The organism is Cobetia sp. Ld8 (assembly GCF_045066615.1).
Lineage (GTDB): Bacteria > Pseudomonadota > Gammaproteobacteria > Pseudomonadales > Halomonadaceae > Cobetia > Cobetia amphilecti.
Genome location: NZ_JBISHF010000008.1, coordinates 1,187,112 through 1,201,560, shown reverse-complemented (window position 1 = coordinate 1,201,560; position 14,449 = coordinate 1,187,112). Strand labels below are relative to the sequence as shown.

Below are 14,449 nucleotides of genomic sequence, written 5' to 3'. Positions count from 1 at the left end.
GCCGCTCAGGGTGCGGTGAGTCGGCTCGCGCGGGCCTTCCCCTCGTAGCTCTCTGAAATCATTGACGTTGTTGTGGCGTGGTCAGCCGCTTGCGTTGTCATCGGGTAAGTTGACGTAAGCGTCATCTTGCAACGTGGCTCATGTCCAGCAAGCCACAAGCCGTACGACCAGCGAGCACAACAACAAATCAGGGAGCCGCACCATGTCGCAACACGCCACGCCGTATCAATCGACGCCGACCCGCCGCCTGCGCCTCGGAGCTGCCATTGCGGCGGCCGTGGCCACCACCACCTTGATGGCCGCCGCGCCAGCCCAGGCGGAAGGGCCGAAACAGCTCGACGTCGCCAGTACCTTCTCGACCAAGAACTTCCTCGGTGCCGGTGCCGTGCGCCTGTCAGAGGAACTCAAGAGCGCGACCGGCGGCGAAGTCGGCCTGCGCGTGCACGAGCCGGGGGACCTGGTACCGGCCTTCGAAGTCTTCAACTCCGTGTCTTCCGGTGCCATCCAGGCCGGTTGGGACTGGATGGGCTACTGGGCCGGCACGGTGCCGATCACCAACCTCTACGGCGCACTGCCGTTCGGCCCGAGCCCGGAAGCCTTCATGTCATGGATGTGGGCCGGTGAGGGTACCGAGCTTGTGCAGGCCGCCTACGACCCCTACGGCGTGAAGGTGCTGCCGTGCTTCATCTCGCCGCAGGAAACCGGCGGCTGGTACAACAAGGAAATCAACTCGCCGGAGGACTTCAAGGGCCTGTCGATGCGTATCTCCGGCCTCGGCGCCAAGGTGCTCAACAAGCTGGGCGCCTCGACTCAGCTGGTGCCGGGCAGCGAGATCTACCTCGCGCTGGAGCGTGGCCGTGTCGATGCCACCGAGTTCTCGGTGCCGCAGGTCGATCAGGCGATGGGCTTCAATGAAGTCGCCAAGTACTACTACTTCCCGGGTTGGCACCAGAGCGCCAGCTGGTTCTCGCTGCTGATCAACCAGCAGGTGTGGGACAGCTACAGCGATGAGCGCAAGGCGCAGTTCCAGACTGCCTGCCGCGCGACCCTGCAGTGGGCGATGGCCGAAGCGCCGCCGGCTCAGGTGCGTGCGATTCATGAGCTCGAGGAGAAGGGTGTCGAGGTCAAGCGTTTCCCGGAGCCGGTGATGACCGCGCTGCAGGAAGCCTGGGGTGAAGTGCTGGCCGAAGAGAAGCAGACCAATCCTGACTTCGCCAAGGCCTACGATTCGCTGATGAAGCACGCCGCACTGATCGACGAATGGTACGAGCTGCAGGCCATGCCGCAGCCGATGGCCATGAAGCAGGCAGACAACGCTGACGAGGGTAGCGCCCAATGACCGACCCCCGCCTTGCGCCCTGGCGGGCACAGGGCGGGGCGGTGTGTGACGCCCTGGGTCGACCGCTGGTCGGCCTGGGGCTGTGGGTGGGTCGCCTGACCAGCTGGTTGGGTCTGGCGATCATCCTGGCCGTGCTCACCACCGTCACGCTCAACGCCCTGGGCATCAATGAAATCGCCAACTGGGGGTCGCCCGACGTGCTGCTGTTCGGCACCGCGATCACCATCAATTCCGTCACCGAGTTGCAGTGGCACCTGTTCGGTCTGCTGACGCTCTTCGGTGGCACCTACGCCCTGCACAGCGATACGCATGTGCGGGTCGACCTGTTCTATCAGCGCCTCTCGCCGCGCGGACGCGCCGTGGTCGATATCCTCGGCCACATCATCATGCTGATTCCCTTCTGTCTGCTGATCGCCTGGCTGTCCAAGCACTTCGTCACCATGTCCTACATGTCCGGCGAGAAGTCCAACTATGGCGGTCTGGTGGACCGTTACCTGATCAAGGCGATGCTGCCGACGGGGCTTGTGTTCCTCGCCCTCGGTGCGCTGGGGCAGATCTTCGAGAATCTGGCCTGCCTGTTCGACCCGGCGCGCACCCCTGAGCGCCTGAAAGACCACGAGATTGCCAGTCTGGCCGGCCTTGCGGATCAGCAGAATGCTGCGCAAGCGACCACCGACGCCACGGCACCCCAGAATCATGCAGACGGGAGCCATGACAATGCTCGCTGAATACGCCTTGCCCATCACCATGGTGGTGGCACTTCTGATCGGTATCTTCTCCGGCTACCCGGTGGCCTTTCTGCTCGGCGGGCTGGGCATCCTGTTCGCCTTCATCGGCGACATCCCGCTGCCGTTTCTCGGCACCGTCGGCTCGCGCATCTTCGGCGGCGTGATCGAGAACTGGCTGCTGATCGCGATTCCGCTGTTCGTGTTCATGGGGCTGATGCTGGAAAGCTCCGGCGTGGCGCGCAATCTGCTGATGACACTGCAGCGGCTGTTCGGTCGCGTGCATGGCGGTCTGGCCGTCTCGGTGGCATTGCTGGGCGTGGTGATGGCCGCCAGTACCGGCATCATCGGTGCCTCGGTGGTCATGCTGGGCCTGCTGGCGCTGCCGGTGATGCTGGGGCAGGGCTACAAGGCCGAGATGGCCTGCGGGGTCATCGCGGCCTCCGGCACCCTGGGCATCCTGATTCCGCCCTCGATCATGCTGGTGCTGATGGGCTCCATCCTGCAGATCTCGGTGGGGGCGCTGTTCAAGGCGGCGCTGATTCCGGGGCTGATGCTCGGCGCGCTCTACGTCGCCTATCTGCTGATCACCGCCAAGCTGCGCCCGGACTGGGCACCGCTGCCGGACCAGTCGCTGCTCGGCACCGACAAGACACCGCTGCCGCTGGCACTGCTGCGTGACCTGCTCGGTCCGATGGTGCTGATCGTCGCGGTGCTGGGGTCGATCATGACCGGTATCGCCACGCCCACAGAGGCCGCGGCCATCGGCGCGGGTGGCAGCCTGCTGCTGGCGCTGGTGATGGGCGGGCTGTCCTTCTCCACCCTGCGCAACACGCTGCGCGATACCTCGCGCACCAGCGCGATGATCCTGTTCGTCGTCATCGGCGCGACCTGCTTCTCGGTGGTCTTCAAGCGCCTCGGTGGTGACTACCTGATCGAGGATGTCATCACCGGCACCGGCCTTGGCCCCTATGGCCTGCTGTTGCTGCTGATGGGCCTGATCTTCGTGCTCGGCTTCTTCCTCGAGTGGATCGAGATCAGCTTCGTGGTGCTGCCGCTGGTGGCGCCGGTGGTCGAGGCGCTGGACTTCGGGCTCGGGCTTTCCGGCCAGGGGCTGCTGGTGTGGTTCGCGATTCTGGTCGCCATCAACCTGCAGACGAGTTTCCTGACGCCACCCTTCGGCTATGCGCTGTTCTATCTCAAGGGCATCACCGCCGGACAGGTGTCCATCGGCACCATCTATCGCTCGATTCTGCCCTTCGTCGGCCTGCAGCTGGCGGGTCTGATCCTGTGCATGCTGTTCCCGGCGCTGGTGCTGTGGCTGCCGGGGCTGATGCCCTGACCCACGCCACTTGGGACATCACAGGGAGGTGATGTCTGGGTAAGCAGAGAGCTGAGCAGAGGGTTGAGCAGAGGGTTGAGCAAAGAGCTGAGCAGCGCAGCGCGGCGTGAGGCACGCAGGGTGACCCTTCGGGGGTTCTATCAGGGAGAATGAGATGCTGCCACGACGCAGGGTATTGATTGCGGGGCAGGGGGAGTGGCTGGAGGCCATGGCGCGCACCTTCCTGGAAGATGGCGCCATCATCGCCCTGATGGGCACCGCGCCGGCGGACCTCGAACGCGTGCTGGATGCACTGGGCGGTGAGCAGTCGGACCGCTTCGGCCAGGTGGTCGGCGAAGGCTGCTTCGAGACACTGGTGGCGCGTCTCGGACGCCTCGATGTGCTGGTCTGCATGCCGCCGCAGGCCATGGCCGGGCAGTCGCTGGAAGCCTGCCTGGTCGCGCAGGTCGCCGGCCCGGGTGCCTTGCTCAAGGCGGCCTGTGCGCGCATGTTGCGCCACGGCGGACGCCTGCTGGCTGTCGCACCACCGCTGCCTTCGCAGCTGTCCTCATCGCTGTCCTCGCAGCTGTCCTCTCAGGACCATCACGGCACTGCCATGGCACAGGCGGCGCTGAGTGAGTTGATCCAGCGGCTGGCATCACGCGCGCCGGACAAGGTGCGCGCCAATCTGCTGTGTCCCGAGGGAAGCCGACCGGACGCCGTGGCGGAATGCGCGCGCTTTCTGGCCGGTGGCGCCGGGCGCTCCCTCAATGGTCAGGTGCTGCACCTGAGCGACTGATCTCCCGACAGACGTTTTACAACACAAGCGGCCGTGGCATTGCCACGGCCGCTTGTTGTCGTCTGCAGGTCTGACATATGGCCAATTTGATCAAATATACGTCCAATTATATCAATTCGCTCTGGCTGAAGTGATTAAGGTAGAAGGAGACTCAGCGTCGCACCAGCATCTGCGAGCAGGTACCTGACCAGTAAGACAACAGTGCCGCTCCCTCAGCCGTGGAGATCATCGAGTGCCCAGCAGCCCGCATTCCGTCAGCCTGAAAGACCATGGACAACAACTGCATCTGAGCCACGCCGAGGGCGATCTGACCCTCGAGGCGCTCTGGCTGCGTGAGCGGAGTCCCGATGAAACGACGCTCGACTCCCTCACCGGTCAGCGCCTGATCGAGGCGGCGGACCTGCCGCTGGACCTGAGCCTGACTCAGGCACAACTGGATGGCGATACGCTGTCACTGGCCTTCAGTGACGGCCATGCGGCGAGCTTCTCGCTGGCGGCCCTGCTGGCGGAGTGTCAGCCGTGTGAGGCCTATCAGGGCATTACCTTCTGGCAGGGGAATCTCGCCCAGCTGCCCGAGGCCGACTTCGCCGCGGCGCTGGAGGATGACGCGGCCTTGCTGGACATGCTCGAGCAGTTGCAGCGCTTCGGCTTCGTGCGGGTCAGCGGCGTGCCGGACATGGAGGACGGCATGCAGGGGCTGATCCACCGTATCGGGCCGCTGCGGCGCACCAACTGGGGCGGTATCGCCGACGTGAAATCCGTCGCCAATGCCTATGACCTCACCATGACCCAGCGCGGGCTGGAGCCGCATACCGACAATCCCTACCGCGACCCGATTCCGGGCTATATCTGGCTGCACTGTCTGCGCAACGCGGCCCAGGGCGGCGACAGCATGCTGGTGGATGGCTTCAGCGCGGCGGAGCACCTGCGCCGTGAAGACCCCGAGGCCTTCGCCTGCCTGACAGACGTCAGCCCCGGCTTCCGCTACCACGACGCCACCACGCGCCTGGAAAGCGAAGGCCCGCTGATCGAGCTGGACAGCCGTGGTCAGGTCGCCCGGGTACGTTTCTCAAACCGCACTGAGCGGGTGCCGGCGCTGCCCGGCGCGACCCTGCGTCGCTACTACGCTGCCCGCCAGGCGTTCTATCGCCTGATTTCCGGTGACGACTTCACGCTGCACCTCAAGCTGGCACCGGGCCAGATGCTGATCATGGACAACTACCGGCTGTTCCATGGCCGCAGCGCCTTCCATCTGGAAGGTGGCATCCGCCATATGCGCCAGGGCTACGTGGACCGCGACTCCACCGCCAGCCGCCGTCTGCTGCTGGCCGATCAGCTCGCCGGTCAGTTCGCCAATGAGGAGGCCAGCGCATGAGCGAGCAGGCCCGCTTCCGCAGTTTCGAGGAAAGCACGCATGCCGAGTGGGCGCTGATCGATGCGCGCTTCCGGGAATATCAGTCCGATGCCTGCCGGCGTGTGCTTGAACATCTGGGGCGTCTCAAGGGCGATCACCACGGCTATCCGGTCGATCGCTACGAACACTGTCTGCAGACCGCCACCCGCGCGCTGCGCGCCGGCGCCGATGAGGAGATGGTGGTCTGCGCGCTGCTGCATGACATCGGCGATGACCTGGCGCCGGCCAATCATGCCGAGATCGCCGCCGGTATCCTCGAGCCGTTCATCGACCCGCTGAACACCTGGATGATTCGTCATCACGAGATGTTCCAGGGCTATCACTACCGCGAATTCTTCGGGCAGGACCGCCACGCCCGCGAGGCACATGCCGGGCATCCCGCCTATGAGCGAACCGTGCGCTTCTGCGACGAGTGGGACCAGACCAGCTTCGACCCCGAATACGACACCCTGCCGCTGGAGCATTTCATCCCGATGTTGGAGCGGGTGATGGCGCGCGCGCCCTTCGGCGGCTTGCCGGATCTGGTGCCGGAGCCAGAACTTGAGACAGAAATGGAGCCAGAACTTGAGAAGGGCATGGCCAGGCAGGCCAGTGCTCGCTGAAGGCGTACTCTGCCTGAGGGTAAAGTTCCAACGAATCAATTGCTTGCGGCGAATTCAGCGACGCGGCAGGGCGGAGAAGACACAAGCGCCGACAACGACAGCGTCGTGAGCGACGGACACGCACGACGACCGCCATATACGAAGCCTTTCAGCCCCGACAACAACAGGGCCCGGCGCGACCGGAACCGACAAGGAAAGACACGATGACCACCACCCCGTACCCCCTGACACCTACGACGAAGCACGGCGCCCGCCGTGGCCTGCTTGCCCTCGCGACGCTGCTGCTCGGCACGGCTAGCCTGGCAGCCTCGGCCCAGGACAAGGATGACGAGCTGACGCTGATCGTGCCGCCGTGGCCCGGCGTCACCGTCAAGAGCGAGATCGTCACCCAGATTCTCGCCCCGCTGGGTTACGACGTGGAGCGACAGGAAGTCAGCTCCACCGTCGGCTACAACACCCTGACCACCGGCGACAGCGACGCCTTCCTCGCTGGCTGGCTGCCTGCCCAGAAAGACAGTTATGACGCGGCCATGGCCGCCGGCGCGATCACCGATCTCGGCAACAACGTCACCGGCGCCCGCATGGGCTTCGCGGTGCCGGGTTATGTCTACGAGGCCGGCATCCACAGCGCCGCGGACCTTGCCGCCCACGCCGAGCAATTCGACGAGACCGTCTACTCCATCGAAAGCGGCTCCACCGTCAGCGACATGCTCAATGGCGCCATCGACAATGATGTCTATGGCCTGGGCGACTGGGATGCGATGGAATCCTCGACGCCCGGCATGCTCAGCGAGGTACGTGCCGCCCAGCGCGAACAACGCTGGATCGCCTTCTACGGCTGGACACCGCACTGGATGGTGCCGGAATTCGACACCCATATCCTGGCAGACCCGGAGTCGGTGTTCGGCCCCGACAATGGCGCCAGTGACGTCAAGACCGTCGTGCGCACCGCCTACGCCGAAGCCAATCCCAACCTCGCCCGCTTCCTCGATCAGCTGGTCTTCAGTTCCGAAGAGCAGAGCGGCTTCATCCTCGATTACAGCCTGAAGGAGCGTGACCTCGATGAGGTGGCGCACGACTGGCTGGCCGCCAACCCGGACCGGCTGGCGGAATTTCTCGCCGACGTGACCACGCGCGATGGCGAGGATGCCCTGGCCGCCGTGAAGGCCAGCCTGTGAGGCTGACCTAGCCTTGCTGCCGCCTTGAGGACGTGGGCGGGCGCCGAGGGATGGCTCCCGCCCAGGCCTCTTGCAGAGCGTGACCTGTCGCTCTGCGTACCGCTCTTCGCGCTCTGCTCTGGGCTCTGTTCTGCTTTCTGCGGGGTGCGCTTCTGGTCATTCGCATACTTTTCGGTATAGGCAATCCACGCCGGCTGCACAGCATGATAGGCATCGTCTCTGATTCCATAGGGAATCCAATTGGCGCTTATTTGATGCGATATAGAATCACCTCTAGACCATTGGTGTAGCGACCTTGGAAGGGTGGTTAAAAATAATACTAGTAATATCAGCAGGTTGTAAGGCGATCGGTGCTGGCATGGCGCTTGCTATCCACAGTGACAAGAGACGCGGTCAGCGGATTCATCTCGTCACACACCAAAGGATATCGCCATGAGTATCGCCAGCTTCAAATCTGCCAATCGTCTGATCACCGGACAACAAGCCTCGACTCGTCTTGCTGAGGAGGTCATGCGACTGGGCATGCATTCGCCGATGTTGGTCACTGACCCAGGTGTACTGGGGTCCGGAACACTGGAGCCGATCAAGGCTCAATTGGATGACCTCAAGACCAGGGGACACCTGACGGACTATCGCATCTTCAGTGATGTCAGCGCCGAGCCTGAAGTGCATATCGTCGAGGACTGCATGAGCAGCTACCGCGAGGGGGGCTGCGATAGCCTGATCGCGGTAGGCGGTGGCAGTGCGATGGATATCGCCAAATGCGTGGCGGTATACGCCACCCATGATGGTGATCTCGAGAGTCTGTTTGGCGAGAACAAGGCGCGTGTCCGCGGTGCGCCACTTATCGCCATGCCGACGACATCAGGCACCGGGTCCGAGGTGACCAATATCGGAATCCTGTCCGATACCGAAGCGCGCATGAAGAAGGGCATCGTCAATGACTATCTGCTGCCGGATGTCGCTATCGTCGCACCGGAGCTGACGGTGAGCTGCCCCCGCCATGTCACTGCCGCCAGCGGTGTCGATGCGCTCGTCCACGCCATCGAAGCCTATCTTTCCAATTTCGCCACGCCGATCACCGATGCACTGGCCATCAAGGCCATGCGCCTGATCATCAAGGCCTTGCCCAAGGCCTATGCCAATCCTGCCGATCTCAAGGCGCGTGAAGACATGGCGACTGGCAGTCTGCTGGCCGGGATGGCGTTCGGTAATGCCGGTGTCGGGGCGGTGCACGCCCTGGCCTATCCGTTGGGAGGGCGCTACCACTTGCCACATGGCGTGACCAATGCGCTGCTGTTGCCCCACGTGATGCGCTGGAATGCATTGGCTTGTGTCGAGCGCTTCCGAGATATTGCGGAGGCCCTCGATACATCACATCGCAAGCTCAAGGATGAAGCGACTGCCGAACTGGTCGTCGAGCGACTACATAAGCTATGTCGTGATGTGGACATCCCCAGCGGCCTGCGCCATTTCGACATCCCCGAAGAGGACATCCCCTCTCTTGCGGCAGATGCCTTCAAGGTCGAACGCCTGCTGCGCAACAATCTACGTCAGCTCAGCCAGGCCGATATCGAAAGTATCTATCGCGCGGCCTACTGAAGTGCTGAATCTCCTTTCTGAACACCATCTCCACCACAGGTGAAGATGCATAACGATAACAACAGGAACGCCATCATGAGCCACTGGAAAACCCGCCAGCCCGGTGAGGAAAGCCCCTACTTCGCGCTGGGGCCCTTCAAGATCCGTCTCCCCTTCCTGCACTACCGTTTCGAGCTGCCCGACTACCTGCAAGGGCTGTTGATGTGTGCGGTGGATCTCGCCGCCATCCCGTTGATGACGGAGCTCCTGGGCATGCCGTTCGAGGCCGCACTGGCCATCGTGATGCTCAATGGTCTGCTGTATCTGGTTCACCACCTGCTGGGCGACCCGGTCATTCCCGGCTGGATCACGCCGGCCATTCCACTGTTGATGGCCTATGTGGCGACCTTCCCGGAGGGGGAGACGCGGGTGCATGCCTTGATTGCCTTCCAGCTTATGCTCGGGATACTGGCCATCGTGCTCGGGCGAACGGGGCTGGCCAGCAAGGTGGTCAACATGATCCCCTCGGCGATCAAGGCTGGCATCATCATGGGCGCGGGGTTGGCCGCAATCAGCGTGGTCTTCAAGGAAGGCGGGCGTTTCGACACTTATCCCATCACCATCAGCATCGCGGTAGGTCTGGCTTTCTACATCATCTTCTCGCGTCATTTCGCCAAGCTGAAAACCACGAATCCGTTCTGGGGCAATCTCGGCAAGCTGGGCATCTTCCCGATCATCCTGCTGGCGATCGTCGTCGCTCCGCTGGTGGGCGAGGCCGCATGGCCTGATGTGCAGTGGGGCTTCAGCCAACCTGATTTCGTGACCATGTTCAGCCAGTACACTGTCTTCGGTGTCGGCTTGCCGCCGCTGTCGATGTTCCTGACGGCGCTGCCGACCGTGCTGGCTGCCTATATCGTGCTGTTCGGCGATGTTCTGCAGTCCAAGGCACTGGTCGAGGAGGCTGATGAGTCCCGCCCCGACGAGAAGATCGACTACGACGCCAACCGTGCACACATGATCTTCGGCGGGCGCAATACACTGATGAGTCTCTTCGGCCCGGACGTCACCATGTGTGGCCCGCTGTGGGCTGCCATGCAGGTGGTGGTGGTCGAACGCTACAAGGAAGGCAAGCAGGCGATGCATTCGCTGTTCGGTGGCTCGGGCTCATTCCGCTGGGGCACCAACACCGGTCTGCTGTTACTGCCCATCGTCAGTCTGGTCCAGCCCATCCTGGGGATAGCATTGGCACTGACGCTGTTGATCCAGGGCTATGTCAGCGTGCGCTTGGGCATTCTGGAAGCGCGTAGCCAGCGCGACCTGGGCATTGCCGGGGTGATCGCCGCCGTACTGGTCATCAAGGGGGCTGCCTGGGCCTTCGGGATCGGCATTGCGCTGTGTCTGCTGATCTACGGCAAGCGCTTCTTCTCCGGCGAGATCGATGAGACCTTCAGTCGTGATATCGGCAAGTCAGATATCGCGCCGGCCGACAGCAAGACAGCAAGCCTGTCCTCGACAGGTGCCGCTTCGACAGACTCCCCGACGTCCTCGCATTGACGTATCGTGACCCCATGTCCCCCCGCCGCCTGAGCGTGCGGGGGTTTCTGCCGGGGGAGTCGTCAATGCAGAACGTGGAGCAGGATCTCAGGCTTGAAGCAGCACTGGCGTTGTTGGAGCGCCAGTCACTGGAGGCCGTCAAGGTCATCGATACGCGTGGTGAGGTTATCGGTGTCTTGACGCGTCAGGAGGTGGAGTCCGCCGCGGAACTCAAGGAACGCCTCGCGCTCTCCAATCAGCGGGGCAGCTCAACCGGGAAGAATGCCACGGAGGTTGGCGCGGATCCGGCGTCTGATCTGCTGGCTCAGGTACCGACCCAGCGTTTGCTGGATGCCCTGCATGACGGTGTCTATATCACCGATGGGCGTGGCGTGACCGTCGCCATCAATCAGGCCTATGAGCGTATTACCGGGCTCAAGCGCAGTGACGTGCTGGGGCATCACATGCAGGAGCTGGTGCGCCGGGGGTATATCTCCAAGTCGGTGTCATTGGAGGTCATCCGTGACGGCAAGCCCGTCACCCTCGTGCAGAGTCTGCGCGATGGCCGCAAGATATTGGTCAGCGGTCTCCCGATGCTGGCCCACGACGGCACCTTGAGCCATGTGGTTACCAGCGTGCGCGATATCACCGAGCTGCTGCGCGCCAAGCATGCGCAGGAGCAGTTGCGCCAACTGCACTCTCTGCATGACACCTACAGCGTCAGCTCCGGGACGGATGAACAGTCGCTGGAGCTGGTGACCAGTGACGCTACTGCCGACTGTTTCGCGTTGGCGGAACGCGTGGCTGCCACTGATGTGAAGGTGTTGATTCAGGGCGAGACGGGAACGGGCAAGACGCTGCTGGCCCGCTATCTTCACGAGCACAGCACGCGTGCCGAGGGGGTATTCCTTGAGCTCAACTGTGCTGCCTTGCCGGAAGGGCTGCTGGAAGCCGAGTTGTTCGGCTATGCGCCTGGCGCCTTCACCGGGGCAAACGCACGTGGCAAGCAGGGGCTTCTGGACGTCGCCAATGGTGGCACGCTCTTCCTGGATGAGATCGGTGATCTGCCGCTTTCATTGCAGGCCAAGTTGTTGAAGGTCGTCGAGGAGCAGCGTTTCATGCCTGTCGGCGGGACAGAGCTTCGGCGCACCAACGTCCGTCTGCTGACCGCCTCACATCATGATCTGGCTGCTCGGGTGAAGGAGGGGCGCTTCCGGGAAGACCTCTACTATCGCCTGAGTGTCGTGCCCATCACGCTGCCACCGCTGCGTGAGCGGCGCAGCGAAGTGATCCCGCTGCTGCAGCATTACCTCCGCCATTTCTGTCAGCGTCATGCACTGGTCCGGCGCCTTGATCCTGAAGTGCTCGAACTGCTGGGCGGCCATGCATGGCCCGGTAATATCCGTGAGTTGATCAATCTGGTGGAGCGCCTCGTGGTGACCACCACCAACGAGGTGATCACGTCCGATGTCCTGCCGGCAGAGTATCTTGCGGCGCATGCCAGTTCCGGGTGGGATGACTCGATGATACTCGGCGCGATAACCGCCCCGGAGGATGGCACACAGGAGCGCACGCTGAAGGAACATATCGAAGCTCTGGAGCGGCGCTTGATCGAGCAAGCCCTGGAGAAGCACCGCACCACTCGCGCTGCGGCGGCATCGCTGGGGATCAACCAGTCGACGCTGGTCAAGAAGATGCAGAAGTTCACCCACACGCCCTGAAGCCGGCAGTGCTGCCCGGGCTTCTCTCATCCTCGACCCTCGCTTTTCGCCTCTTCAATCCTCCCTAGATGAGCGTGTACCCGCTTTCCTTTCACAGCTTGTCCATCAGGCCCCGAAGCCTGCCAGCCCTCCAACTGGCACCGAAACCTGCCAGCTCTTCAACTTGCCCCGAAGCCAGCAAGCTTTCTAACTTGCCCCGAAGCCGGCAAGAAAGACGCGCACACAGCGTCTGACATGTGGGCGGAGTTGTTCGGGGCTTGCGGTGTCGGGTGGGCAGCCGAGCAGGGCGTCGACATGCAGCGGGTTGAGCAGCATGCCGGTGAGCAGGTTGGCGGCGGCCAGCGGCTCCTGGCCGAGGCCGGTGGACGGCAGGTGGCCCTGGGCGACCTGACGTGACAGGTAGCCTGCCAGGCGTTGTCGGGTCAGCTTGGGGCCGTTGTCGAGGAACAGCTTGCCGAGCTGCGGATTGCGGCCGCTCTCGAAGGCGAGGCCACGGAACAGGCGGATCAGTTCGGGCGCGAGGGCCAGCGCCAGCATCGCCATGCCGAAGTCTTCCAGCGCTTCCTCGACACTGCGTGTCTCGTTGGCTTCGTGGTCCATCACCGACCACACCGTCTGCGCCTCCTGCTGCATCACGGCCAGAAACAGGCCGTCCTTGTTGCCGAAATTACGATACAGCGTTGCCAGTGATCCGCCGGCCTGCCGGGCGATCTCATTGATGCTGGTCGCGGCGAAGCCATGTTCGAGGAAATGTTCGCGGGCGACTTCCAGCTGGCGTTTGCGGCGTGCTTCCCCGCGCGGTGAGGCGCGAGTCGTGGTGCTTCCCGAGTCAGGGGCGGTCTCTGATGAGGGCGAATCAGTCATGTGAGTGTCCTGTCTGTGATCCGGAAACCGCCTGAAACAGGCAAGGTTGCGATATTGCGAACGAGAGACGCTGTCTGCCGAAACTGTCGGGGCTGCCTCAAGGAAGTGTAGTATTCATTACACTTTGTGGCGATGCAAGATGACAGCCGTGGCCTGAGCGCTCGCAAGCGCCGTGGCCGCCTCATCCGCAGCGTCTGACAGATTACACGCCTGTCACCGACAGGCAGCAAGAGAGAGTCGCCGAATGAACAAGGCAGGCAAGGGTGTCGTGGCACTCATCGTGGTGGCGGGCGTGATCGCTGGCGGAGTGATGGGGGGCGAATGGTGGCAGGTCGGGCGCTTCATGCAGGAGACCGACAACGCCTATGTGCGTACCGACAGCGTCGCGGTGCGCTCCGAGATCACCGCGCGGGTGACGCGCATGCTGGTGCATGACAACCAGCCGGTGAAGAAGGGGCAGTTGCTGGTGCAGCTGGATGACGAAGATGCCAAGGCCAATCTGGACCAGGCCAGTGCCGCGCTGGACAACGCCCGCACTGGGGAAGTCCAGGCCGAGCGTCAGCTGGACCTGCAAGGCGCGAAGATCGACGAGGCCAAGGCCGCGCTGGCCTCGGCCAAGGCCGAACGCGATCAGGCGGCGCTGCACCTCAAGCGCTCCAGAAGTCTGGAGAGCCGCAGCTACGCCTCGCGTCAGTCCTATGAAGATGACCAGGTGACCCTGCGCACCGCCGAGGCGAGCGTTGCCCAGAAGCAGGCCGCGCTGGTGTCTGCCCGGCAGCAGCTTGAGGTCTACAAGGCGCAGCTGGAGTCGGCGCGTGCCCAGGTGGTGTCAGCGGCGGCGGATCTCGCCTACGCGCGCCACCAGCTGGAGAAGACCTCGATCTACGCGCCGCAGGATGGCGTGGTCGGCAATCGCAGTGTCGAGGTGGGCACCATGGCCAGCGCCTCATTGACCCTGATGCAGCTGGTGCCGGTGAAGAGCGCCTATGTGGTGGCCAACTACAAGGAAACCCAGACCGAGCGCATGCGCGTCGGCCAGCCGGTCAGTCTCGAGGTGGATGCCTACCCGGACATCGAGTTTGAGGGCGTGGTGGACAGCCTGGCGCCGGCGACCGGCACCGAGTTCAGCCTGCTGCCGACCGACAACGCTACCGGCAACTTCAACAAGATCGTCCAGCGTGTGCCGGTGCGCATTCGCCTGACCGGCCCAGCGGATGCGCTGCCGCGTCTGCGCGCCGGCCTGTCGGTCATCCCCAGCGTCGATACACGAGAGCTTTCGGACACCGGCACCTATGCCGTCGATAGCCTCTCCAGGGACGTCATCGCGCCCGATGCCGCGCAGGTCGCCAGCGCTGATCGCGGAGCGCAGTAA

At 63.3% G+C, this 14,449-nt stretch carries 12 protein-coding genes; 11 read left to right on the top strand and 1 reads right to left on the bottom strand.

Annotated elements, in window-relative coordinates; all coding sequences use genetic code 11:
- Positions 1-202 precede the first annotated feature (202 nt).
- From ACJJV2_RS15975 to ACJJV2_RS15930, 10 genes are all read left to right on the top strand, one after another.
- Positions 203-1,339 carry a TRAP transporter substrate-binding protein gene (locus ACJJV2_RS15975; protein WP_082388171.1) on the top strand — a complete coding sequence of 379 codons (1,137 nt, stop codon included), beginning with the start codon at positions 203-205 and terminating at the stop codon, positions 1,337-1,339.
- Positions 1,336-2,067, top strand: a complete 732-nt coding sequence (locus ACJJV2_RS15970; protein WP_082388172.1) for a TRAP transporter small permease subunit — start codon at positions 1,336-1,338, stop codon at positions 2,065-2,067. The genes ACJJV2_RS15975 and ACJJV2_RS15970 overlap by 4 nt, the downstream gene beginning before the upstream one ends.
- Positions 2,057-3,406 (top strand): TRAP transporter large permease subunit, encoded by a 1,350-nt coding sequence (locus ACJJV2_RS15965; protein WP_054555227.1) that lies wholly within the window; start codon positions 2,057-2,059, stop codon positions 3,404-3,406. The genes ACJJV2_RS15970 and ACJJV2_RS15965 overlap by 11 nt, the downstream gene beginning before the upstream one ends.
- Positions 3,407-3,560: 154 nt before the next feature.
- Positions 3,561-4,184 carry a hypothetical protein gene (locus ACJJV2_RS15960; RefSeq protein ID WP_405282174.1) on the top strand — a complete coding sequence of 208 codons (624 nt, stop codon included), beginning with the start codon at positions 3,561-3,563 and terminating at the stop codon, positions 4,182-4,184.
- Positions 4,185-4,416: 232 nt separating this feature from the next.
- Positions 4,417-5,559, top strand: coding sequence for a TauD/TfdA family dioxygenase (locus ACJJV2_RS15955; protein ID WP_405282172.1), 1,143 nt, complete (start codon positions 4,417-4,419; stop codon positions 5,557-5,559).
- Positions 5,556-6,200 (top strand): HD domain-containing protein, encoded by a 645-nt coding sequence (locus ACJJV2_RS15950; RefSeq protein ID WP_405282170.1) that lies wholly within the window; start codon positions 5,556-5,558, stop codon positions 6,198-6,200. The genes ACJJV2_RS15955 and ACJJV2_RS15950 overlap by 4 nt, the downstream gene beginning before the upstream one ends.
- Positions 6,201-6,403: 203 nt before the next feature.
- Positions 6,404-7,378 (top strand): ABC transporter substrate-binding protein, encoded by a 975-nt coding sequence (locus ACJJV2_RS15945; protein WP_405282169.1) that lies wholly within the window; start codon positions 6,404-6,406, stop codon positions 7,376-7,378.
- Between the two features lie 432 nt (positions 7,379-7,810).
- On the top strand, positions 7,811-8,980 hold the full coding sequence (locus ACJJV2_RS15940) for an iron-containing alcohol dehydrogenase (RefSeq protein WP_405282167.1): 1,170 nt from the start codon (positions 7,811-7,813) through the stop codon (positions 8,978-8,980).
- Between the two features lie 75 nt (positions 8,981-9,055).
- The gene (locus ACJJV2_RS15935; RefSeq protein ID WP_405282165.1) at positions 9,056-10,513 is read left to right on the top strand and encodes a hypothetical protein; all 1,458 of its coding nucleotides are present in this window, start codon (positions 9,056-9,058) and stop codon (positions 10,511-10,513) included.
- Positions 10,514-10,578: 65 nt separating this feature from the next.
- A complete protein-coding gene (locus ACJJV2_RS15930) occupies positions 10,579-12,213 on the top strand; it encodes a sigma-54 interaction domain-containing protein (RefSeq protein ID WP_405282163.1) in 1,635 nt (544 codons plus the stop codon).
- A 186-nt stretch (positions 12,214-12,399) separates the two neighbouring features.
- Here ACJJV2_RS15930 and ACJJV2_RS15925 read toward each other — a convergent pair whose 3' ends face one another.
- On the bottom strand, positions 12,400-13,077 hold the full coding sequence (locus ACJJV2_RS15925) for a TetR/AcrR family transcriptional regulator (protein ID WP_107335663.1): 678 nt from the start codon (positions 13,075-13,077) through the stop codon (positions 12,400-12,402).
- 244 nt (positions 13,078-13,321) lie between these two features.
- Here ACJJV2_RS15925 and ACJJV2_RS15920 point away from each other — a divergent pair, with 244 nt between their 5' ends.
- Positions 13,322-14,449: an HlyD family secretion protein gene (locus ACJJV2_RS15920; RefSeq protein WP_405282161.1), complete on the top strand. Its 1,128-nt coding sequence runs from the start codon at positions 13,322-13,324 to the stop codon at positions 14,447-14,449.

Bases quoted from the DNA above. Each gene is read 5' to 3' on its own strand.
- ACJJV2_RS15975 (WP_082388171.1), top strand. From the start codon at position 203: ATGTCGCAACACGCCACGCCGTATCAATCGACGCCGACCCGCCGCCTG.
- ACJJV2_RS15970 (WP_082388172.1), top strand. From the start codon at position 1,336: ATGACCGACCCCCGCCTTGCGCCCTGGCGGGCACAGGGCGGGGCGGTG.
- ACJJV2_RS15965 (WP_054555227.1), top strand. From the start codon at position 2,057: ATGCTCGCTGAATACGCCTTGCCCATCACCATGGTGGTGGCACTTCTG.
- ACJJV2_RS15960 (WP_405282174.1), top strand. From the start codon at position 3,561: ATGCTGCCACGACGCAGGGTATTGATTGCGGGGCAGGGGGAGTGGCTG.
- ACJJV2_RS15950 (WP_405282170.1), top strand. From the start codon at position 5,556: ATGAGCGAGCAGGCCCGCTTCCGCAGTTTCGAGGAAAGCACGCATGCC.
- ACJJV2_RS15945 (WP_405282169.1), top strand. From the start codon at position 6,404: ATGACCACCACCCCGTACCCCCTGACACCTACGACGAAGCACGGCGCC.
- ACJJV2_RS15940 (WP_405282167.1), top strand. From the start codon at position 7,811: ATGAGTATCGCCAGCTTCAAATCTGCCAATCGTCTGATCACCGGACAA.
- ACJJV2_RS15935 (WP_405282165.1), top strand. From the start codon at position 9,056: ATGAGCCACTGGAAAACCCGCCAGCCCGGTGAGGAAAGCCCCTACTTC.
- ACJJV2_RS15930 (WP_405282163.1), top strand. From the start codon at position 10,579: ATGCAGAACGTGGAGCAGGATCTCAGGCTTGAAGCAGCACTGGCGTTG.
- ACJJV2_RS15925 (WP_107335663.1), bottom strand. From the start codon at position 13,077: ATGACTGATTCGCCCTCATCAGAGACCGCCCCTGACTCGGGAAGCACC.
- ACJJV2_RS15920 (WP_405282161.1), top strand. From the start codon at position 13,322: ATGAACAAGGCAGGCAAGGGTGTCGTGGCACTCATCGTGGTGGCGGGC.